Genomic DNA, 19,524 nt, shown 5'->3' with positions numbered 1-19,524 from the left:
GTTCAGCCTGTCACTCGAGCCGCTCAAGCAGCTGCTCCGGAGTCACATAGCCGCCCAGTTGCTCGCCCTCAGTGGAATAAATAGCCGGGGTACCCCGTACGCCGAAGGTATTGCCCAGCTGGTACTGTTCATCCACCGGTTTGGCGCACTCGGTTAGCTCGACCTGGGTCACCTCGTCCTTAATCTTGGCATCGGTGAGCGCCTGGGCACGATCTTGCGCACACCAGATGTGGCGCATGGCCGCTGCGGCCTCGGTGGTCGGGCCGCCGCGAGGGAAAGCCAGATAATGGACGGTGACGCCCGCAGCGTTGTATTCGTCGATGTGGCGATGCAGCTTGCGACAGAAACCACAGCTAATATCGGTGAACACATACACTTCGGCTTTTTCGTCTTCCGCCGCGTAGGTGATCATGTCCGCCGGATCCAGCGTCTTGATGCCCTCTTTGCGGACTTTCTCAAAGCGCTTTTCCGCAGGGTTGACCACTTCCCCGTCCTTAATCTCCAGCAGCTTGCCGATCAGGAGGTGGCGGCCATCCTCGGTCATGTAGACACTTTCGCGGCCGTTAACATTCAGTTCGACCATTCCGGGTATCGGCGCAGCGCTTACCTCGGTCACTTCCATTCCATCGAAAGCTTTCTCGAAAGCCGCCTTGGCCTTGTCACCGTTAACGGTGTCATTGCTCTTCGGCGCAGAATTCGAATCCGCCCCGCAAGCGGCCATCAGCCCCGTCAGTACCACCAAAAACCATTTATTCATTCTGTCGTTACTCCTCATTTACCCTCTTGGAACCGGATTGTCTGCATCAGGTTCCCGATCGGGGGTGATGTTTCTGGTACAGATCCTGTAACCGCTGCTGGGCCACATGGGTATAAATCTGGGTGGTAGACAAATCACTATGCCCAAGCAACAACTGCACCACCCGCAGGTCTGCCCCGTGATTCAGCAAGTGGGTGGCAAACGCATGACGCAGTGTATGGGGTGAGAGTTTTTTTCCACCCCGGCGACCATAGCCATCTGCTTGATACGATGCCAGAAGGTCTGCCGTGTCATGCAGGTACCGCGTCTGCTGGGAAACAGCAGCTCCTGATTGTCACCCAACAGCAACGGCCGCGCCTCACGCAGATAACGCGCCAGCCAGTGGAGTGACTCCTCACCCAGAGGCACCAGCCGCTCCTTGTCGCCCTTGCCGATCACGCGCACCAGCCCCTGGCGAGGGTTGATCTGGCTCTGGGTCAGGGTGACCAGCTCGGTAACCCGTAACCCGGTGGCATAGATCAGCTCGAGCATGGCCCTGTCACGCAACCCCAAGGGGGTGGACACATCCGGCGCCGCTAACAGCGCCTCCACATCCGCCTCAGTAAGGGTTTTCGGTAGAGGACGACCGGTTTTGGGTCGCTCAATCAACAGCGCCGGGTCTTCTTCAATCCGCCCTTCCCGCTTCAACCAGCGATAGAAACTCTTTATCGCTGACAATTGCCGGGCCACCGAGCGAGCCCCCACGCCCTGCTGATGGCGATTTGCCAGGAATTCCAGCAGCTGGTAACGCTCACATTGCAGCAAGGTGCCTTGCTGACCCTGCAACCACACCGCCAATTGGCGTATGTCGCGCCGGTAACTCTCCAGGCTGTGCTCGCTGAGCCCCTTTTCCAGCCACTGCTGATCAAGCCAGCTGTCAATCAGGCGCCCATGGTCATCGGTTAGCTCGTTCATTTCTGAATAAGGCCCTAAACAGCAATAAAAAACAATGGGTTAAAAACCAATGTCACGCGGTGGAACGACCGTCTTTTACCAAAAATTACGTCCCAAAGCGGGCACAGTTAACGACAGGGCCGCCCTTTTGCGGCAACAATGGGGCCGCCTAACAACTTACAAACGGCTACCAAGGAGAGGAACTATGGGCATTCTATCGTGGATTGTGTTTGGTCTGATCGCCGGCATCATTGCCAAATGGATCATGCCAGGCAAGGATCCGGGCGGCTTCATCATCACCATCCTGCTCGGTATTGCTGGCGCCTTTGTTGGCGGCTGGCTGGGCTCACTGGTGGGCCTGGGGTCTATGGGCAGTTTCAGCCTGGGCAGCTTTGTCACCGCCATCGCCGGCGCTCTGGTACTGCTGGCGCTTTACCGAATGCTTAACAAAGCCTGAATCCGTGCGGCTTCGCCCTCGGCGAAGCCGCACCTTAACCACGACAGCCATGATAAAACCATTAGAAGAACTCTATCGGCTCATCGGTCAGCAAATTAATGGCAGCCCTCGGGAAAAAGGCATTTTCATATCCTTGATCGGGCAACCAATCTACTGGATTATCTTTCTGGGATGCGCATCAGGACTGGTTATTTCCCATTTTGTGAAAGGGGTCTACAACCCTTTGCTGTGGGCTGGGTTGGCCTGGGGCCTGATCGCCAGCCTTTTGTGGTTCGCTATTGCCCGGTTCGGCAGCCGGCAGCCAATGTCCGAGGCTCAGGAAAACCGTTTCGCCAACTTCACCATTCTGTTTTTCGGGGTAACCGGCATTGTCTCACTGTTACTGGTCGGCCCTTTTAACCTGGTCACAGGTATCGTTCTCACCGGCTGCGTACTGATCGGCCTGCTTCTTTTCCCGGCAACCCAGATAACCCTGGTCTTTATACTTTCCATGGCCGCCATTCTGGCCTATGCCATCGTGGTCAGTCTGGATACCACCCTATATCGCCCGTTATTGGCTCCGGTAGATTACCGGCCCGCACAGGTCTGGTATGACATTATTACGATCATCGCGGCGGGCCTGATCATCACCAAAGACTCTTTTACCGTTGCCGCCCTGACGTCGACCTGGCGACATCGGGAGGCCTCCACCTTTGACCGCTCCATTCGCGACCCGCTCACCGGTGTCGCCAATCGCGGACATCTACTGCAGACCCTCACCCAACAGCTGACTATGCCAACACGCAGCCGCAAGGCCATCGCCGTGGTACTGATGGATGTCGATTTTTTCAAACAGATCAATGACCGTTATGGGCACGCCATAGGGGACCAGGCACTCATCCATGTAGCGTCTACTCTGCAGCAGAATCTGCGCGATAATGATCTGCTGGGCCGTTACGGCGGGGAAGAGTTCCTGATGCTGCTGCCCGGAGCCACTCTGGCGCAGGCCCACAACGTCGCTGAGCGCTGTGCCGAAGCGCTACGCGGAAGCGCCATGTCCATTCCGGGCTCACCAGCCATCAAACTCACCGCCAGCTTTGGTGTCAGCAGCACGTCCGCGTTAGCTACTGTCGACGCCCATACCCTGATAGAGGAGGCAGACCGGGCCATGTACACCGCCAAACACCAAGGACGAGACAGGGTGGTGATCTATTCACGACCGGAGTGACGTCAAGCGATAATCAACAGACTGCCAGTACCAGACACAAAAAAGCCGCACCCTTTCGGGAGCGGCTTTTTTGTGTGGAGCATTCTGTCTGGCCAGAGGTCGATTTCGCATGCCCTACAGCAAAGGCTAAACCGACGTTCGCTCGCGACAGAAGATAAGCGCGGCGTCTTACCGGATTTTTTCTTTGATCCGGGCAGACTTGCCAGAGCGGTCGCGCAGGTAGTAAAGCTTGGCGCGGCTCACGTCACCACGACGATTCACTTCGATGGAATCGATCAGCGGGCTATGCAGCTGGAATACACGCTCAACGCCCACACCGTGGGAGATCTTGCGAACGGTAAATGCAGAGTTCAGGCCACGGTTGCGACGTGCAATCACAACGCCCTGGAACGCCTGCAGACGCTCACGGGTGCCTTCCTTTACTTTCACTTGCACGGTAACGGTGTCACCGGCGCCGAATTCCGGAACTTCGGATTTCAGCTGGGCGTTTTCGATGCCCTGGATAATCAGGTTCTTGCCACTCATGGCAGTGCTCCTAGTCTCTCGTTTTTGCTGTATGCGGCGACTGCTCGGCGATGTACTCATCCAGCAGTTGCTGCTCTTCGTTGCTCAAACCCCGCGCCCGGCGACGTTCCAGCAGGTCGGGACGCTGTTGCCAGGTCCGTCCCAGCGCCTGTTTCAGGCGCCAGCGGCGAATCAACTCGTGATTGCCGCTCAGCAGTACCGTCGGTACTGCATGCCCGTTGTACACCTCCGGGCGGGTGTAGTGGGGGCAATCAAGCAGATGTTCGAATTCACCGGAAAACGAATCCTGCTCGGCGGAATCCTGGTGTCCCAGCACTCCGGGTAACAATCGGCTGACCGCATCGGTCAGCACCAGCGCCGGCAGTTCACCGCCGCTGAGCACGTAGTCGCCGATGGAGATCTGTTCATCCACTTCGGCTTCGAGCAACCGCTCGTCCACGCCTTCATAGCGCCCCGCCAATAATATCAGGCCGGGCTTTTCCGCCAGCTCCTCGGCTTTCACCTGAGTCAGCGGCTGCCCCTGAGGGGACAGGTAGATCACTGTGGCTGCCGGATTGGCAGCGCGGGCAGCCTGCAGGGCTTTCGCCAGAGGCTCCACCTTCATCACCATCCCGGGGCCGCCACCAAAGGGGCGATCATCCACGGTGCGGTGACGATCTTCGGTGAAATCCCGGGGATTCACGGTTTCCAACTGCAGTTGGCCGTTTTCCACCGCACGCCGGGTCACACCGAAGTCCGTAATCGCTTTTGCCATTTCCGGGAACAGAGTTACTAACGTCACCGAAAAAGGCATTTAAAACTCCGGATCCCAGTCCACCGTCATCCGCCCTTCGGCCAGATTCACCTCGGTGATGACATCGTCCGGTAGCCAGGGAATCAGGCGCTCGCGCCGATCCAGGCTGTTGCTGTCGCCGCGTACCGCCAGCACATCGTTGGCACCGGTTTCCAGCATTCGCACCACCTTGCCCAGGTCCATGCCGTCCACGTGATGAACGCGCAGGCCGACCAGATCGCGCCAGTAGTACTCGCCCGCCCCGGACGTGGGCAGCAGATCACCGGGAATCCCGATTTCCTGCCCCACCAGGCTTGCCGCCGCTTCTCGATCCGTAATGCCGTCGATCTGTGCGATAAGCCCCTTGCCCTGGGGGCGAAAGCCGGTCAGTTTCACCGGCTTCCAGTGGCCACCCTGTTTCAGGTGCCAGGGCTGGTAGAGCTGGAGGTTGTCCATGGGGTCAGTATAGGAATACACCTTTACCCATCCCTGGACGCCGTGCACCCCGAGGATGCGCCCGACCACCTCCAGCTCAGAGGACACTTGCCCTCCCCTCACCATCAGGCTTCCTTACGGGCCTGCTTAGCCAGGGTTTTGACACGGTCAGACAGCTGCGCGCCCTTGGCAACCCAGGCGTCCAGGCTTTCCAGGTTCAGCTTGAGAGGGATTTCACCGCCACGGGCGATGGGGTTGTAGAAACCCAGCTGCTCGATGAAACGGCCGTCACGGGCGTTACGGCTATCGGCAACAACAATGCTGTAGAACGGGCGTTTCTTGGAACCGCCACGGGCAAGACGAATAATTACCATGGTTCATTTACCTTTTATCAATCCGGTTTCCCGGCTTATCTCGTGATAAGCCATCGTATCCGCTTGAAAGCCAGCCCCCCGAAATTGGAAAAAACGAAGGGAAGGCCGCGAAGGGCGCGAATTATACAGAGAGACGCGGCAGGCAACAAGCCTCCTAAACCGCCATATTTCCTGCGGAGCACCTGTAGGAGCGGCGCTCTCTGTGCCCCGCGGGTATGGGCCGCGAATGCGAGCCTGAGCGAGCTTCCTTGGTCCACCGATAGGCCTGTCAGCCCGGCAATCCCTGATTGCCCTGCGGGCAATTTCCTCGCTGCGCTCGCATTCGCGGCTCAAGCTCCGCTCCTACAACCCCTTCCAAAACGTAACGCGGGCAGAGAGGCGGCTTAACCACCCACTCTGCCCGCGTTGCAGCTTGTGGCTTGAAGCTCGCCGCTTTTTACATCGGTGGCATGCCGCCCGGGCCGCCCATGCCACCCATTCCGCCACCGGGACCGCCATTGCCGCCCATCATCCCTTCCATGCCTCGCATCATGTTCTTCATGCCACCCTTGGTGCGCATCTTCTTCATCATCTTGGCCATCATCTTCTGTTGCTTCATCAGACGATTCAGGGCCGGGATATCCAGACCGGCACCGGCAGCGATGCGTTTCTTGCGCGAGCCCTTGATGAGGTCCGGATTACGACGCTCTTTCGGGGTCATGGAGTCGATCAGCGCTTCCATGTGCTTCATCTGCTTCATGGACGCCGGGTCCTGGGCTGCCTGCATCATGCCGCCCATGCCGGGCAACTTGTCGAGCAGGCCGGCCATGCCACCCATATTGCGCATCTGCTGGAACTGGTCCTTGAGATCCTCGAAGTCCATCGCCTTGCCTTTCTTGAACTTCTTGGCAATTTTCTCGGCTTTGGTCTTGTCCAGCTTGCGCTCGGCTTCTTCCACCAGGGACAGCACGTCGCCCATACCCAAAATCCGGCTGGCGATACGATCCGGGTGGAAGGGCTCCAGGGCATCGGTCTTCTCGCCCATACCGATGAACTTGATCGGCTTGCCGGTGAGGTGACGAACCGACAGGGCGGCACCACCACGGGAATCACCGTCTGCCTTGGTGAGGATGACACCAGTGAGCGGCAGCGCCTCATTAAAGGCCTGGGCGGTATTGGCGGCATCCTGACCGGTCATGGCATCCACCACGAACAGGGTTTCCACCGGATTGATTGCCCCATGCAGGCGCTTGATCTCGCCCATCATGTCTTCATCAATGTGCAGGCGACCGGCGGTATCGACGATCAGCACATCCATGTAGCGGCGGCGCGCTTCTTCCAGGGCGCCGTTGGCGATATCCACCGGGTCCTGGTCGCCGGTGGAGGGGAAGAAGTTGGTCTCCACCTCGCCGGCCAGGGTTTTCAGCTGCTCAATCGCCGCCGGGCGATAGACGTCGGCGGACACCACCATGACCTTTTTCTTCTCGCGCTCCTGCAGGAAGCGGGCGAGCTTGGCCACGGAGGTGGTTTTACCGGCACCCTGCAAACCCGCCATCAGAATGATGGCCGGGGGCTTGGTAGCCAAATTGAGGCCGTCGTTGGCGTCGCCCATGGTATGGACCAGCTCGTCGTTGACGATCTTCACGAACGCCTGGCCGGGGTTCAGGCTCTTCAGGACTTCCTGGCCCAGGGCTTTTTCCTTCACCTGTTCGACAAACTCTTTCACTACCGGCAGGGCCACATCGGCCTCCAGCAGTGCCTTGCGCACTTCGCGCAGGGTGTCGCGGATATTGTCTTCGGTCAGGGCACCCTGACCTGCCAGGCTTTTAAGCGACGATCCCAACCGGTCGGTGAGATTCTCGAACATGGGGTTACCTCCAAATACACCGTGTCTGCGGTCAGCTTCAGCCGCCGCAGGGACAGGGGCGCGATTATAGCCTTCCTTGGCGGCCAACGTCATGGGGCAGACACCCACAGAAAATGAGAATGATTGTTGATAGTGCAGATATGCCTATGCCAGACTTCAGCAGCCCGCCACTTTATTCGGGTAATGACGACGGATAACAACGACCTATGAACCTTTCCGTGATCAGTGGTTTTGCCGCCTTTGCCCTGTATCTGGTTGCTTGCCTGATCCTTTACCGGCAGTACCGCGGACAACAGCGCCCGTCGCGGGCCTCCGTGCTGATACCCGGGAGTCTGGCTGTGCTGGCCCATGGCCTCTGCCTGTGGCAGATCATTCTCACTTCCCATGGGCTGCAACTGGGCGTGTTCCCGGTGGCGTCCACGGTGGCCTTTACCGGCGCTATCGTGGTGTTGCTTTCCAGCCTCTACCGTCCTTTCGAATGGATTTCTGCGCTGGTCTATCCCTTTGCGGCACTGACCATTCCCGCCATGCTCTGGGTCAATACCGGCTATATTGCTCATCCGCTGGCCCATGGCTTGGGCATGCATGTGTTGTTCTCGATCCTTGCCTACGCGGTGCTGGCAATCGCCGCCTGCCAGGCCGTGCTGCTGTGGGTACAGGACCGCCAGCTGAAAAGTGGCCATATTCGAGGCGTGATGCGGGTTTTTCCACCCATTCAGGTAATGGAATCCATGCTGTTCGAAGCGATCTGGCTGGGTCAGATACTGCTCACCGTGGCGATCCTCAGCGGCTTCCTCTATGTGGACAACCTGTTCGCGCAAAATTTGGCGCACAAAAGCGTCCTCACGCTGGTGTCCTGGGTGGTGTTCTCGGTATTGCTGACCGGCCGCTATCTGCGTGGCTGGCGGGGACGCACCGCCATTCGCTTTACCCTCAGTGGTTTTGCCGTGTTACTGGTGGCTTTCTTCGGCAGTCAGTTGGTGCTGGAATTTATTCTCAAGCGGTGAGGCAGTAACACGCTGCAACGCGGGCTGGGCCGTGCTAATCGGATAGCACCCTGCCCGCGTTTTTTGTAGGAGGCAGCTTGCAGGCGAACCGTAGGAGCGTCGCTCGCGGCGAGATTCGGTCGTTTATTGTGGCAACGCATTGCTGGGAAACCTGTCGAGCTCTGATATTCCTGATCGCCCTGCGGGCGATTTCCGCGCAAGCGCGGTTCGCACCTCAAGAGGTACGGCTTCGTAGAAATGGCGGGCGAGGTTGGTGATATTCCCCACTCTTTCCTGCCCCAACAAGCGCAGCTCGTTGCTTGACACCCCCAACCCCCAGCCCGAACAATAGCGGGCCGACTGGCGGATAAACGACTTTTCCTTTGGATACCTATTCTGACGGGTGGCTGATAGGCGCCCTGATTGCCCTGATTCTTGGCTCTGCCTTCTTTTCCAGCAGTGAAACCGGCATGGTGGCGATCAACCGCTATCGTCTGCGCCACTTGGCCCGTCAGGGCCACAAGGCCGCCTCCCGGGTGGAGGGTCTGCTCAAGCGGACTGACCGACTGCTGTCCGTCATCCTGATCGGCAACAATTTCGTCAACAACTTCGCCGCCACCGTGGCCGCCATTCTGGCGATCCGCTGGCTCGGCGACAGCGGTGCCGCCGTGGCGCCGGTGGTAATCACCATCATCATGCTGGTGTTTGCCGAAATCACCCCGAAGACCTATGCGGCCATGAAACCGGAACGGGTCGCCTTCCCGGCCAGTGTGCTGCTGAAACCCTTGCAGGTCCTGCTCGCACCCCTGGTGTGGATGGTCAACGGTGTCAGCATGATGTTGTTGCGGCTGGGCGGAATTCGTCCCAACGATCAGGACGACGATCACCTGAGTCCGGAAGAGCTGCGCACAGTCGTCAACGAGGCCGGCGGCCTGATCCCGGAAAACCACCAGAAGATGCTGCTCAACATCCTCGATCTGGAAACGGTGACCGTGGAAGACATCATGGTGCCCCGTAACGAAATGGTGGGCATTGATCTCGAGGATGACATGCATGAAATCCTCACCACTCTGCGTTCCAGCCAGCACACTCGCCTGCCAGTATTCAACGGCGACCCGAACAACATGATCGGCCTGCTGCACCTGCGCAAACTGAGCCGTTTGCTGCTCAAGGAAGACATCAACAAGGCGGAGCTGATGCAGCACACGGTGGAGCCCTACTTTGTCCCAGAGGGCACCTCCTTGCACCAGCAACTGATCAACTTCCAGAATGCCAAACGCCGCATCGGCATCGTGGTGGACGAATACGGCGATGTGCTGGGACTGGTGACACTAGAGGACATTCTCGAAGAGATCGTCGGTGAATTCACCACCGACCTGGCCGCCAGCAGTCAGGACATTCATCCCCAGGAAGACGACAGCTATGTCATCGACGGTTCCGCCACCCTGCGCGAAATCAACCGCAGCCTGGACTGGGAACTGCCTACCGACGGCCCCAAAACCCTCAACGGCCTGATCCTGGAATACCTGCAAGACATCCCCGACGCCAATATCTCGATAAAGATCGATCAATACCAGATCGAGATCCTGCAGGTGAAAGACAATATGGTGAAAGCGGTGAAGGCCAGAAGGGCAGGGGTTAATTGATAATTGAGAATGGATAATTGATAACTGCGCGATAAGCGCAGGTGAAATATAAACGCAAGAGGCCGCGCTCAAGGTTTGGGCGCGGCCTCTTGCGTTAGAGAACAGATGGAATGAGAACGCGAGTTATCAATTATCCATTCTCAATTATCAATTGCCTCTCAAACTCTCTCCGCCAACGGCGACCCCACCCAGGCGCGAATGTCGGCTTCATAGCGTTGGACCAGCGCGCGCCCCTCTTCGATGGCTTCCTTCGCGCGGTGAAAATCCATCAGGGCGAAATCTTCCAGCATGGGCACCAGAGTCACCTCCGGCGGGTCGCCTGCCATGCGGGAACGCGTGATGCGGTCCTGCATGATGTTGATGCTGGATGCCACCACATCGAAAAAGCCCGGATCGTCACCATCTTCGGAAATGAAGTAACCCATCATCTTGTGCCAGATACTGCGCTCTTCGTCGCTGCCCTCTTCTCCCTGGGCCTGACTGCGAGTGTCACGGGACAGGTGGGCGCCGACCAGTTGGGCGTTGAGGTTAACGGCGATGACCACATCGGCCCCCATGGCGCGGGCTGCAGACACCGGCACCGGGTTGACCAGCCCCCCGTCCAGCATCCAGCGACCCTGCATCTTCACCGGCGAAAACAGGCCCGGCAATGCACAGGAGGCGCGAGCAGCATCCAGCATGGTGCCTTTGGTAATCCAGACTTCACGGCCACTTTTCATATCTGTGGCCACGGTAACCAGTTTCTTTTCCAGGGTTTCAATATCCGGATTTTCATGATGTTCGCGGAAGAAATTGAACAACTTCTCCCCCTTCACCATGCCCCCGGACAGGCTGATATCCAGCAAGCCGAACACATCCTTGACCGTCAGCGACTGCACCCAGTCGGCAAACTCGTTGAGGGTGTCTGTCACGTAGGCCCCGCCCACCAAGGCACCGATGGAGGTACCCGCAACCACCTGCGGCTGCACACCGATTTCTTCCAGCCCCTGAATGATGCCAATGTGCGCCCAGCCGCGGGCAGAGCCACTGCCAAGGGCCAGACCGACCACGGGTTTGTGAGGGGCCTGATCACCGATATCGGTCATGATGGATTTTTCTCCTTGCGGACCACACAGGGCGCCGGTTCGCCCTTCATGCGTTGTTCAATACGACGGAACACTTCCCGCTTTTCCTCATCGGAAAGCAGTCCCCAGATGGAAATCTCTCCGCCACTACGGAAACACCCCACGCAGATATCATTTTCATCCAGGGCGCAGATGGAAACGCAGGGGGAAATCAACTGGCTCATGACTGAAACCGTTCGTCCACTTCCAGATGCTCAGCGAATTCCTTGGCGTGGGCCACATAGTGCATGCTGCTCATGGTCAGCATGGCCTTGTGGCCATCGGTGATTTCCTTGACCACCTTGGCCGGGGAGCCCATCACCAGGGAATTGTCGGGAATCTTCATACCTTCCGGCACCAGGGAGTTGGCACCGATGATGCAATTCTTGCCCACCACCGCCTTGTTCAGAACCACCGCGTTAATACCGATCAGGCTGTTATCGCCAATGGTGCAACCGTGCAGCATGACCTTGTGGCCCACGGTCACATCACGGCCAATTTTCATGGGCACGCCCGGGTCCACATGCAGGACGGAGCTGTCCTGAATATTGGTGTTTTCGCCAATCTCGATCACATCATTGTCGGCGCGCAGTACCGCGTTGAACCAGATGCTGGTGTTGGCTTCCATGATCACCGAGCCGATCACGGTGGCATTGTCAGCGATCCAGTGGCCGGCACCCCGTTGTTCCAGTTGCCGACTGCCAATTTTATAAATCATCAGTGCTTTCCTTCGTTGTCAGTCCGTCACTTCAAACTCGATGTTCGCATCATAAACATGGTTGATCAGATCCAGAATCATGAAGGCGGTCAGCCCCCAGATGCGCTTGTCTTCGTAGTAATAACTGGGAATGCGGAAACGCCGGCCAAAAAAATCGATGGGGCTGGATAATTCCGGGACTTCATCCAGGAAAAACTGTAGCGGCACCTGGAAAATCGTCTCGATTTCACCGGGCTCCGCCACCAGCGGCGCCTCGGGCCGGACGATACCCACGAAGGGCGTTACCTTCATGCCATAGCGGGATGCCAGCGGCGATAGCTGGCCGAGCACGTCCACGTAGCCAGGATCCAGGCCCACCTCTTCCTGGCTCTCGCGCAGGGCGGTCATCAACAAGCTTTTGTCCCCCGGGTCCCGCTTGCCCCCGGGAAACGCCACCTCACCGGCATGGGTAGGCATGGTGCTGGAGCGCACAGTCAGGATCAGGCGCGGCTCCGGATCATCAATCAGCGGCATCAGCACCGCCGCCTCTGGCAGTGCCAGCGGCAGCTCCGTGCGTTTGTAGTCCGGCAATCGCTGCCTGAGCTGATCGAGCACAGCCTTCTCCTGTAGTGCATTCAACAGTGCATTCAATTCAAACGGTAGTTTGAACAGCCGGGCCGTCGGCGGCAAGCCTGTGATGACAGTAACATCATCACCGGGCAGATGGGGCCGCCGGAGATTCTCCTGTATCATCAGGTTTTTGCCGTGTCCGGAGCGAGAGGTTTCATGAAATTCTGCAGTCACTGCGGTAGCGACCAGATCGGTTTCAGCATTCCGGAAGGAGACAACCGGCCCCGCTACTGGTGCCCCGATTGCCAGACCATCCACTACCAGAACCCCAAGATCGTGGTCGGCGCAGTTCCCATGTGGGAAGGCAAGGTGCTGCTGTGCAAGCGCTCCATCGAACCGCGCAAGGGTTACTGGACCCTGCCCGCCGGCTATATGGAAAACGGTGAAACCCTGCAGGAAGGCGCCGCCCGGGAAACCTGGGAAGAAGCCTGTGCCACGGTGGACATCACCGATCTGTACACGGTATTCAACCTACCCCATATCAACCAGGTTTATGTGTTCTTTCTCGGCAGGGTGGAGGACGGCAAGTACGGCGTGGGCGAGGAAAGCAGCGATGCGGGCCTGTTCGGCCTGGATGAAATCCCCTGGGATGAACTGGCCTTCCCGGTAGTGGGCCGAACCCTCAAGTTCTATATCGATGATCTCAAGCGTGATGAGTACCCGGTACGCATTCAGGAAGTACCGCCGATAGGGAAGAAGCACCTGACCAAGGACGCATAATGCTTCTGTAGGAGCCATGCTCGCATGGCGAACCGCGAGCCTCAGCGAGGAGGAAGGCGATACAGCTTGCCGCTGTCCGCCTGTCCGCACTGAAGAGGCTATAGCGTCCGAGCATTCCTGATCCCCAGCGGGCGGTTTCCTCGCTACGCTCGGTTCGCCATGCAAGCATAGCTCCTACGGGCGCCTTCGAGGCTCCCTCGCCAGGTCAGCCCGGCAACGGCTCCAGCCGCCACAGGTCAATGGCGGGCTCTTCGTAGGGATGCGCCAACCGCAGAGAGCTGATCACGGTCTGCACCCGCAATGCCGGGCAGATTGTCTCCACCCGATACTCTTCCACCACTTCCACGTCGCCGCCGGTCTCACCGATATAAGGGTTACTGCCCTCCAAGGGACGGAACTGTCCCTGCCCCAGAGTCTGGAAGCAGCAGCAATCATAATCGCCGATATGCCCGGCACCGGCTTCAAAGATAGCGTTCTTTACCTGCTCCACATGGCTGGTGGGCACGTAAAAGCACAGTTTGTAATACAGCTCGTCCATGGGGCTGGCCTCCTTGTTATTGTCGCTCGCGGTTCAGTAAAGCGGTTTTTTACCACAGAGGGCACAGAGTTCACTGAGAAAAGGCTTGCCTCTGTCATTAGCGATTTTTTTGTAGGAGGCTGCTTGCAGGCGAACCGGGTTGGCAGATCAAGGCCGATGTTCGCTTGCGAGCAAGCTCCTACAGGTGGTCTGCCAACTCGGCAAACTCCGGCTTCAGAGCGTAATCGCCGTGGGCAGAAATCCAGATGCCTTCGGCGGCGACGGTCTGTTGGCCATTGACCCAGACGCTACCTTCGCAACGCAGCTTACGTCGCTCCAGAGTGACCAGCCGGGCCTCGAACTCCACCGGCGTATTGATGGGTGTACCGGCCAGATAGCGAATATTGAGGGTACCGGTCATGCCGATCTGGCGCACGAAATCCTGCGTTTTCGCCATCAGCATATCCAACGCCAGAGACAGGACACCACCATGTACCCGCCCCGGCGGCCCCTGAAAGGCCAGGCCGAAGGTGGCGCGGCCACGGACCCGATCCCCGTCCAGCCACAACTCCAGCGGGGGTGACATGGCGGAGGCCTTGCCGGTGAGGATTTCGAAATCCACCAGATCGGTCACATCATCGGCGGAGCCTTCCCCCGCCAGCAGCCGCTGAAGAATGCCGTTATAGTCCCGCTGGCCATACTGGGCCAGATCTGCACGCAGCTGACGGATGTGTTCGATGTACTCGTGCAGTTTGTCGTCCGGGGCATCCAGGCGCAGCACCTGCTCGGTCAGCCCGACCAGTTCCTGGCCCAGCTCCCGGTGCAGCTGAGCGCGAGGTGAAGGCGTCGGGGTTTCCCCCACAAGAATGTCACGGAAGTGATAGCGCTGGTCACTCATGGTTACCCCAGACTCTTCGGTGTCAGCCAGATGCCTTCCGCACTGACCGTCTGAGTATCGCCGTGCCAGATGCCGCCTTCCACAAAGATCTTGCGCCCTTCCTGGCCGGTAATACGGGCCCGGCAGTGGATGGTGTCTTCGATGGGAGTGGCTGCCAGATAACGAATATTCAGGGTACCGGTGACGCCCAACCGGAAGGCCGCATGCAAGGCCCGGGACAGCGCCGCGTCCAGCAGCCAGGCGATCACGCCGCCGTGCACCCGCCCCGGTGGTCCCTGGTATTGCAGCCCCAGGCGCAGCGCCCCTTCAATGCCGTTCTGGTCTTCCTGCAGCCACTCCACCTGGGGGGCAATGGGATTGGACGGTCCACCCACCGGGTCGTAATCCATCATGTGGAAGATATCCTCGGCGGTGGCCGAGCCGGTGAACAGCTTGCGATTGGCCGCCCGGGTATCACGACGATCCGGCTCCCCCACCGTTGCCACCAGCGCTTCCAGCTGATCGGCCCAGCCACTCAGAGTATCAATATCCCCCTCGGCCCGGATCAACCGCTCCGCCAGGGTCTGCATGGCCGCACTGATACGCCGACGCTCAACAAAATCCGCAGGCACAGGCTCATTGTTGTAGGCCTTTTGCAACTCGAAAGGGCCGAAGGTTTTATTAGACATAAATGTCTCAGTTGACAGTTGATAGTGGACAGTTGACAGTTGACAGCGAAAAGCTTTCAAACAATCGTTTGATTCTGAGGGTAGGATCAGGACAGCTCAAGGCCCGAACAGGACATAAAAAAGGCGGACATGGCCACGCCATTTCCGCCTTTTTCAGTTTCCAGCTGTCAACTGTCCACTATCAACTGTCAATTGCTCTTAACCGACCCACTTCCGCGCATTGGCAAACATCCGCAGCCAGGGGCCGTTTTCATGGCCGCGCCAGTCGTCCGGGATCCAGCTGTTCTGCAGTACCCGGAATACCCGCTCCGGATGCGGCATCATGATGGTGACGCGGCCGTCGGTGGTGGTGAAACCGGTAACGCCCTGGGGCGAGCCGTTGGGGTTCGCCGGGTACTGTTCCGCCGGATTGCCCTGACCATTTACATAGCGCAGAGCCACCAGACGCTGCTCAATATTGCGATTCAGGGCTTCATCCCCCAGTTCCACACGGCCTTCACCGTGGGCCACGGCGATAGGGATACGGGTACCGGCCATGTCCTTGAGCAGGATGGAGGGGGAATCCTGGATTTCCACCAGGGAAGTCCGCGCCTCAAACTGCTCGGACAGATTGCGCACGAAGCGCGGCCAGTGCTCGGCACCGGGAATCAGGTCCTTCAGGTGGGACAGCATCTGACAGCCGTTACACACGCCCAACGCAAAAGTGTCTTCGCGGAAGAAGAAGCGATTGAAGGCTTCGCGCAGCTCCGGGTTGTAGAGCACCGTCTTGGCCCAGCCTCCGCCAGCACCCAGCACATCCCCGTAGGAGAAACCGCCACAGGCCACCAGGCCCTTGAAGTCATCCAGTTGCACTCGCCCTGCCAACAGATCGCTCATGTGAACGTCGATGGCAGAGAAACCTACCCGGTCGAACGCCGCCGCCATTTCGGTCTGGCCGTTAACGCCCTGCTCGCGCAGGATCGCCATCTTCGGCTTGGCTCCACTATTGATATAGGGCGCCGCCGGGTTCTCGGTCATGTCGAAGGTCAAGCGCACATTCAGGCCCGGATTGTTGTTGTCCGGGATGGCCTCGAATTCCTGGCGGGCACAATCCGGGTTATCGCGCAGGGACTGGATCTGGTAGCTGGTTTCCGCCCAGATACGCTGTAGTTCACGGCGCGGGGTTTCCAGCAGAATACCGCCACCCAGACGCAGGCGAATCACATCGTCACCGTCAGGCTGGCCCAGGCTGTAAACACACTGGCTGAGGCCAGCTTTAGCGTAGCGGGCCAGGATTTCCTCCTTGTGGGCTGGGCTGATCTGCAGCACCGCACCCAGTTCCTCGGCAAACAGCGCCGCCACCGCTTCCGGATTGTCACCGGCAATATGATCCAGGCTGATATCCAGGCCGGTGCGACCGGCAAAGGCCATTTCCACCAGGGTGGTAAACAGGCCACCGTCGGAGCGATCGTGATAGGCCAGCAGCTTGCGCTCGGCCAGCAGTTGCTGGGTCACCTCGAAGAAGGCGATCAGGTCCTTGGCGTCGTCCAGGTCCGGCGGCACATCGCCGACCTTGCCGAATACCTGAGCCAGGGCGGAGCCCGCCATACGATTCCGACCACGACCCAGGTCCACCAGCAGCAGTTCGCTGTCAACGCCGGTTTTCAGTTCCGGGGTAACGGTCAGGTCGATATCGGTGACCGTGGAAAACGCGGAGATAACCAGAGACAGCGGGGCAGTGACGCTCTTGTCGATACCCTTATCATTCCACACGGTGCGCATGGACAGGGAATCCTTGCCCACCGGGATGGCGATACCCAGTTGCGGACACAGTTCCATGCCCACGGTTTTCACGGTATCGAACAGGGCCTGATCCTCGCCCGGGTGGCCGGCGGCGGCCATCCAGTTGGCGGACAGACGAATCTGCCCCAGATCACCGATATGGGCGCTGGCAATATTGGTGATGGATTCGGCCACGGCCATACGGCCGGATGCTGCCGCGTCCACCAGAGCCACCGGGGTACGCTCGCCCATGGCCATGGCTTCGCCGGTGTTCTGGTTAAAGCCGGTAGCGGTCACCGCACAATCGGCTACCGGCACCTGCCAGGGGCCAACCATCTGGTCACGATGAACCAGACCGGTGATGGAACGGTCACCAATGGTGATCAGGAAACTTTTTGATGCCACCGTGGGCAGACGCAGCACCCGCTCGCCGGCTTCTTTCAGATCAATGCCGTCAGTGGTGAACGTCTGCCGCTGGAAATCTTCCCGGTCGAAACTACGCTGCATTTTTGGCGGCTTGCCGAACAGCAAATCCATGGGCAGATCCACCGGCGCCTTGCCGAAGTGCTCGTCACTGACCGTCAGATGTTCTTCACTGGTGGCTTCACCCAGCACCGCATAGGGAGTGCGCTCGCGCTGGCAGATGGCATCGAAGCGATCCACGTCTTCCGGCATCACCGCCAGTACATAGCGCTCCTGAGCTTCGTTACACCAGATCTCCACCGGGCTCATACCGGGCTCGGAGCTGGGAATCTCACGCAGTTCCAGCCTGGCACCCATGTCGTGGTCGTGGACCAGTTCCGGCAAGGCATTGGACAAGCCCCCCGCGCCCACATCGTGGATGGACACAATGGGGTTGTTATCACCCTGGGCCCAGCAGCGGTCGATGACCTCCTGCACCCGGCGTTCGATTTCCGGGTTGTCCCGTTGCACGGAGGCAAAATCCAGGGTCTCGTCGGACTCGCCGGAGGCCATGGAGCTTGCCGCCCCACCGCCCAGACCAATAAGCATGGCCGGACCGCCCAGCACGATGATCTTGGCACCGGCAGGGATCGGGTTCTTTTCTACATGGCCGTCACGAATATTGCCCAGGCCACCGGCAATCATGATCGGCTTGTGATAACCACGCAGTTCATCGCCATTCACACCCGGCGCCTGGATTTCCAGGGTCCGGAAGTAACCACACAGGTTAGGACGACCAAATTCGTTATTGAACGCCGCCGCGCCAATGGGGCCTTCGATCATGATATCCAGTGCCGACGCAATACGACCGGGCTTGCCGTAGGGCTTTTCCCAGGGTTGTTCGAAACCGGGGATATTCAGGTTGGACACGGAGAAACCGTTCAGGCCGGCCTTGGGCTTGGAACCACGGCCGGTGGCGCCCTCATCACGGATCTCGCCGCCAGAGCCGGTGGCCGCACCCGGATGGGGAGCAATAGCGGTGGGATGGTTGTGGGTTTCCACCTTCATTAGCAGGTGCACCGGTTCGTTGACGAACTGGTACTCTTCACTACCGGCGACGGGGAAGAACCGGTCAGCCACTGGTCCGGCTACCACCGAGGAGTTGTCCTTGTAGGCACTCAGCACGCCCTCGGGGGCATTGTTGTAGGTGTTGCGGATCATGCCGAACAGGCTGAGTTCCTGATCTTCACCATCAATGGTCCAGTCCGCGTTGAAAATCTTGTGGCGACAATGCTCGGAGTTCGCCTGGGCGAACATCATCAGCTCCGCATCGGATGGGTTACGACCCAGGGCGGTGAAACGCTCTACCAGATAGTCGATTTCATCATCAGCAAGGGCCAGGCCCAGTTCGCTGTTGGCCGTTTCCAGCGCGTCGCGGCCACCACCGATCACATCCACCGTAGTCAGCTCGCGGGGGGCGTGATGAGAGAACAGGGCCTCGGCGTCTTCCAGCTCTGCCAGCACCACTTCCACCATGCGATCGTGCAGGGCTGACGCCAGGGCGGATCGCTCCCCTGCACCGGCGAGCCGGTATTCGATGCCCCGCTCCACCCGCTCTACCTGAGTCAGGCCGGCGTTGTGGCAGATATCCGTGGCCTTGGACGACCAGGGCGAAATGGTGCCCGGGCGCGGCACCACCACAAAGCGCTGCCCATCCACGTCGTCCTCTTCCAGGCTGGGGCCGTAATGCAACAGCCCTTCCAGCACCTGTTGCTGCTCATTGCTGAGGGGCGACTTGAGCGCCACAAAATGCACGTAACGGGCAGAGATCGCAGAAATGCCCGTCAGGGACTCCAGCAGTTTTTCCTTACGAAATGCGGACAGGGCCGGGCTTCCGGAGAGGATCAGCATAGTGCGCCTTATATGATTACCAGTGGGGGTCGAGGTGGTGCTTAACCTAAATCCGTGACTTCATCGTGGATGCATGGCCTAAGAATTTGTTGTCACAGGGAATTTTCTGAAGAAGTATCGCATCAGGGAATGCGATCGACTGAAGAAAATTGTCTGTGGCGGCAAAGGCTTATGTCAGGCGCCGCGATGAAGTCTCGGTTTAGGTTTAATTCAGGGTCGCAATGATACGGGATTTGCCCGCCGCTCGCAGCCTCCTGCGACGGCCAATTTCATCCTTGT

At 58.9% G+C, this 19,524-nt stretch carries 19 protein-coding genes and 1 pseudogene; 5 read left to right on the top strand and 15 right to left on the bottom strand.

All coding sequences use genetic code 11. The features are described 5' to 3' along the window. Nucleotides 1-10: 10 nt before the first annotated feature. Both ACMG4M_RS06485 and xerD read right to left on the bottom strand, forming a co-directional pair. Nucleotides 11-757, bottom strand: coding sequence for a DsbC family protein (locus tag ACMG4M_RS06485; RefSeq protein WP_035247816.1), 747 nt, complete (start codon nucleotides 755-757; stop codon nucleotides 11-13). Nucleotides 758-803: 46 nt separating this feature from the next. Next, a pseudogene (gene xerD, locus ACMG4M_RS06480) lies at nucleotides 804-1,711 on the bottom strand (site-specific tyrosine recombinase XerD). A gap of 184 nt (nucleotides 1,712-1,895) precedes the next feature. On the opposite strand from xerD, the gene ACMG4M_RS06475 reads away from it, so the two are divergent. Continuing rightward, nucleotides 1,896-2,147: a GlsB/YeaQ/YmgE family stress response membrane protein gene (locus ACMG4M_RS06475; protein ID WP_035247820.1), complete on the top strand. Its 252-nt coding sequence runs from the start codon at nucleotides 1,896-1,898 to the stop codon at nucleotides 2,145-2,147. 49 nt (nucleotides 2,148-2,196) lie between these two features. After that, the gene (locus tag ACMG4M_RS06470) at nucleotides 2,197-3,354 is read left to right on the top strand and encodes a GGDEF domain-containing protein (protein WP_272974600.1); all 1,158 of its coding nucleotides are present in this window, start codon (nucleotides 2,197-2,199) and stop codon (nucleotides 3,352-3,354) included. Between the two features lie 168 nt (nucleotides 3,355-3,522). Here ACMG4M_RS06470 and rplS read toward each other — a convergent pair whose 3' ends face one another. The 5 genes from rplS to ffh all read right to left on the bottom strand — a co-directional run bounded on the left by rplS (nucleotide 3,523) and on the right by ffh (nucleotide 7,306). Beyond that, nucleotides 3,523-3,879: a 50S ribosomal protein L19 gene (gene rplS / locus ACMG4M_RS06465; protein ID WP_272963181.1), complete on the bottom strand. Its 357-nt coding sequence runs from the start codon at nucleotides 3,877-3,879 to the stop codon at nucleotides 3,523-3,525. Between the two features lie 10 nt (nucleotides 3,880-3,889). Then, a complete protein-coding gene (gene trmD, locus ACMG4M_RS06460) occupies nucleotides 3,890-4,672 on the bottom strand; it encodes a tRNA (guanosine(37)-N1)-methyltransferase TrmD (RefSeq protein ID WP_414430962.1) in 783 nt (260 codons plus the stop codon). Continuing rightward, nucleotides 4,673-5,212: a ribosome maturation factor RimM gene (gene rimM, locus ACMG4M_RS06455; protein ID WP_414430961.1), complete on the bottom strand. Its 540-nt coding sequence runs from the start codon at nucleotides 5,210-5,212 to the stop codon at nucleotides 4,673-4,675. Continuing rightward, entirely contained in the window at nucleotides 5,212-5,460 is a 249-nt protein-coding gene (gene rpsP / locus ACMG4M_RS06450; RefSeq protein WP_035247836.1) for a 30S ribosomal protein S16, read from the bottom strand. Before rpsP ends, rimM begins: the two co-directional genes overlap by 1 nt. Before the next feature lie 436 nt (nucleotides 5,461-5,896). Beyond that, complete coding sequence (gene ffh, locus ACMG4M_RS06445) at nucleotides 5,897-7,306, bottom strand: signal recognition particle protein (RefSeq protein WP_335626552.1); 1,410 nt, start codon at nucleotides 7,304-7,306, stop codon at nucleotides 5,897-5,899. Between the two features lie 206 nt (nucleotides 7,307-7,512). Between ffh and ACMG4M_RS06440 the strand changes: the two genes are divergently transcribed. Then, a complete protein-coding gene (locus ACMG4M_RS06440; protein WP_035247844.1) occupies nucleotides 7,513-8,313 on the top strand; it encodes an inner membrane protein YpjD in 801 nt (266 codons plus the stop codon). Between the two features lie 362 nt (nucleotides 8,314-8,675). Beyond that, a complete protein-coding gene (locus tag ACMG4M_RS06435) occupies nucleotides 8,676-9,938 on the top strand; it encodes an HlyC/CorC family transporter (RefSeq protein WP_272974598.1) in 1,263 nt (420 codons plus the stop codon). A 158-nt stretch (nucleotides 9,939-10,096) separates the two neighbouring features. Here the strand turns inward: ACMG4M_RS06435 and rssA are convergent, their stop codons facing one another. Genes rssA through ACMG4M_RS06415 form a run of 4 tightly spaced genes read right to left on the bottom strand, consistent with a single transcriptional unit; the run spans nucleotide 10,097 to nucleotide 12,353 of the window. Then, on the bottom strand, nucleotides 10,097-11,023 hold the full coding sequence (gene rssA, locus ACMG4M_RS06430) for a patatin-like phospholipase RssA (RefSeq protein ID WP_414430960.1): 927 nt from the start codon (nucleotides 11,021-11,023) through the stop codon (nucleotides 10,097-10,099). Further along, entirely contained in the window at nucleotides 11,020-11,226 is a 207-nt protein-coding gene (locus ACMG4M_RS06425; protein ID WP_035247849.1) for a DUF1289 domain-containing protein, read from the bottom strand. Before ACMG4M_RS06425 ends, rssA begins: the two co-directional genes overlap by 4 nt. Next, nucleotides 11,223-11,759 carry a gamma carbonic anhydrase family protein gene (locus ACMG4M_RS06420; protein ID WP_414430959.1) on the bottom strand — a complete coding sequence of 179 codons (537 nt, stop codon included), beginning with the start codon at nucleotides 11,757-11,759 and terminating at the stop codon, nucleotides 11,223-11,225. Before ACMG4M_RS06420 ends, ACMG4M_RS06425 begins: the two co-directional genes overlap by 4 nt. Before the next feature lie 18 nt (nucleotides 11,760-11,777). Further along, a complete protein-coding gene (locus ACMG4M_RS06415) occupies nucleotides 11,778-12,353 on the bottom strand; it encodes a CoA pyrophosphatase (RefSeq protein WP_035247978.1) in 576 nt (191 codons plus the stop codon). Nucleotides 12,354-12,524: 171 nt separating this feature from the next. Between ACMG4M_RS06415 and ACMG4M_RS06410 the strand changes: the two genes are divergently transcribed. Next, nucleotides 12,525-13,088, top strand: a complete 564-nt coding sequence (locus ACMG4M_RS06410; protein WP_035247854.1) for an NUDIX hydrolase — start codon at nucleotides 12,525-12,527, stop codon at nucleotides 13,086-13,088. A 205-nt stretch (nucleotides 13,089-13,293) separates the two neighbouring features. On the opposite strand, the gene ACMG4M_RS06405 is transcribed toward ACMG4M_RS06410, so the two are convergent. The 4 genes from ACMG4M_RS06405 to purL all read right to left on the bottom strand — a co-directional run bounded on the left by ACMG4M_RS06405 (nucleotide 13,294) and on the right by purL (nucleotide 19,245). Then, on the bottom strand, nucleotides 13,294-13,626 hold the full coding sequence (locus ACMG4M_RS06405; protein WP_035247856.1) for an NGG1p interacting factor 3 protein, NIF3: 333 nt from the start codon (nucleotides 13,624-13,626) through the stop codon (nucleotides 13,294-13,296). 178 nt (nucleotides 13,627-13,804) lie between these two features. Beyond that, nucleotides 13,805-14,503, bottom strand: coding sequence for a PaaI family thioesterase (locus ACMG4M_RS06400; protein WP_035247858.1), 699 nt, complete (start codon nucleotides 14,501-14,503; stop codon nucleotides 13,805-13,807). A 2-nt stretch (nucleotides 14,504-14,505) separates the two neighbouring features. Beyond that, nucleotides 14,506-15,171 (bottom strand): PaaI family thioesterase, encoded by a 666-nt coding sequence (locus ACMG4M_RS06395; protein WP_035247860.1) that lies wholly within the window; start codon nucleotides 15,169-15,171, stop codon nucleotides 14,506-14,508. Nucleotides 15,172-15,369: 198 nt separating this feature from the next. Beyond that, nucleotides 15,370-19,245: a phosphoribosylformylglycinamidine synthase gene (gene purL, locus ACMG4M_RS06390; RefSeq protein WP_414430958.1), complete on the bottom strand. Its 3,876-nt coding sequence runs from the start codon at nucleotides 19,243-19,245 to the stop codon at nucleotides 15,370-15,372. Nucleotides 19,246-19,524 lie beyond the last annotated feature (279 nt).

Source organism: Alcanivorax sp. IL3 (genome assembly GCF_047495465.1).
Taxonomy (GTDB): Bacteria; Pseudomonadota; Gammaproteobacteria; order Pseudomonadales; family Alcanivoracaceae; genus Alcanivorax; species Alcanivorax jadensis.
This window is presented reverse-complemented; position numbering and strand designations above follow the sequence as displayed.

Excerpts from the sequence above, each read along its gene's own strand:
- purL (WP_414430958.1), bottom strand. The coding sequence starts at position 19,245 with ATGCTGATCCTCTCCGGAAGCCCGGCCCTGTCCGCATTTCGTAAGGAA.
- ACMG4M_RS06405 (WP_035247856.1), bottom strand. The coding sequence starts at position 13,626 with ATGGACGAGCTGTATTACAAACTGTGCTTTTACGTGCCCACCAGCCAT.
- rpsP (WP_035247836.1), bottom strand. The coding sequence starts at position 5,460 with ATGGTAATTATTCGTCTTGCCCGTGGCGGTTCCAAGAAACGCCCGTTC.
- ACMG4M_RS06440 (WP_035247844.1), top strand. The coding sequence starts at position 7,513 with ATGAACCTTTCCGTGATCAGTGGTTTTGCCGCCTTTGCCCTGTATCTG.
- ACMG4M_RS06400 (WP_035247858.1), bottom strand. The coding sequence starts at position 14,503 with ATGAGTGACCAGCGCTATCACTTCCGTGACATTCTTGTGGGGGAAACC.
- ACMG4M_RS06410 (WP_035247854.1), top strand. The coding sequence starts at position 12,525 with ATGAAATTCTGCAGTCACTGCGGTAGCGACCAGATCGGTTTCAGCATT.
- ffh (WP_335626552.1), bottom strand. The coding sequence starts at position 7,306 with ATGTTCGAGAATCTCACCGACCGGTTGGGATCGTCGCTTAAAAGCCTG.
- trmD (WP_414430962.1), bottom strand. The coding sequence starts at position 4,672 with ATGCCTTTTTCGGTGACGTTAGTAACTCTGTTCCCGGAAATGGCAAAA.
- rplS (WP_272963181.1), bottom strand. The coding sequence starts at position 3,879 with ATGAGTGGCAAGAACCTGATTATCCAGGGCATCGAAAACGCCCAGCTG.
- rimM (WP_414430961.1), bottom strand. The coding sequence starts at position 5,212 with ATGGTGAGGGGAGGGCAAGTGTCCTCTGAGCTGGAGGTGGTCGGGCGC.
- rssA (WP_414430960.1), bottom strand. The coding sequence starts at position 11,023 with ATGACCGATATCGGTGATCAGGCCCCTCACAAACCCGTGGTCGGTCTG.
- ACMG4M_RS06470 (WP_272974600.1), top strand. The coding sequence starts at position 2,197 with ATGATAAAACCATTAGAAGAACTCTATCGGCTCATCGGTCAGCAAATT.
- ACMG4M_RS06420 (WP_414430959.1), bottom strand. The coding sequence starts at position 11,759 with ATGATTTATAAAATTGGCAGTCGGCAACTGGAACAACGGGGTGCCGGC.
- ACMG4M_RS06395 (WP_035247860.1), bottom strand. The coding sequence starts at position 15,171 with ATGTCTAATAAAACCTTCGGCCCTTTCGAGTTGCAAAAGGCCTACAAC.
- ACMG4M_RS06425 (WP_035247849.1), bottom strand. The coding sequence starts at position 11,226 with ATGAGCCAGTTGATTTCCCCCTGCGTTTCCATCTGCGCCCTGGATGAA.
- ACMG4M_RS06485 (WP_035247816.1), bottom strand. The coding sequence starts at position 757 with ATGAATAAATGGTTTTTGGTGGTACTGACGGGGCTGATGGCCGCTTGC.
- ACMG4M_RS06475 (WP_035247820.1), top strand. The coding sequence starts at position 1,896 with ATGGGCATTCTATCGTGGATTGTGTTTGGTCTGATCGCCGGCATCATT.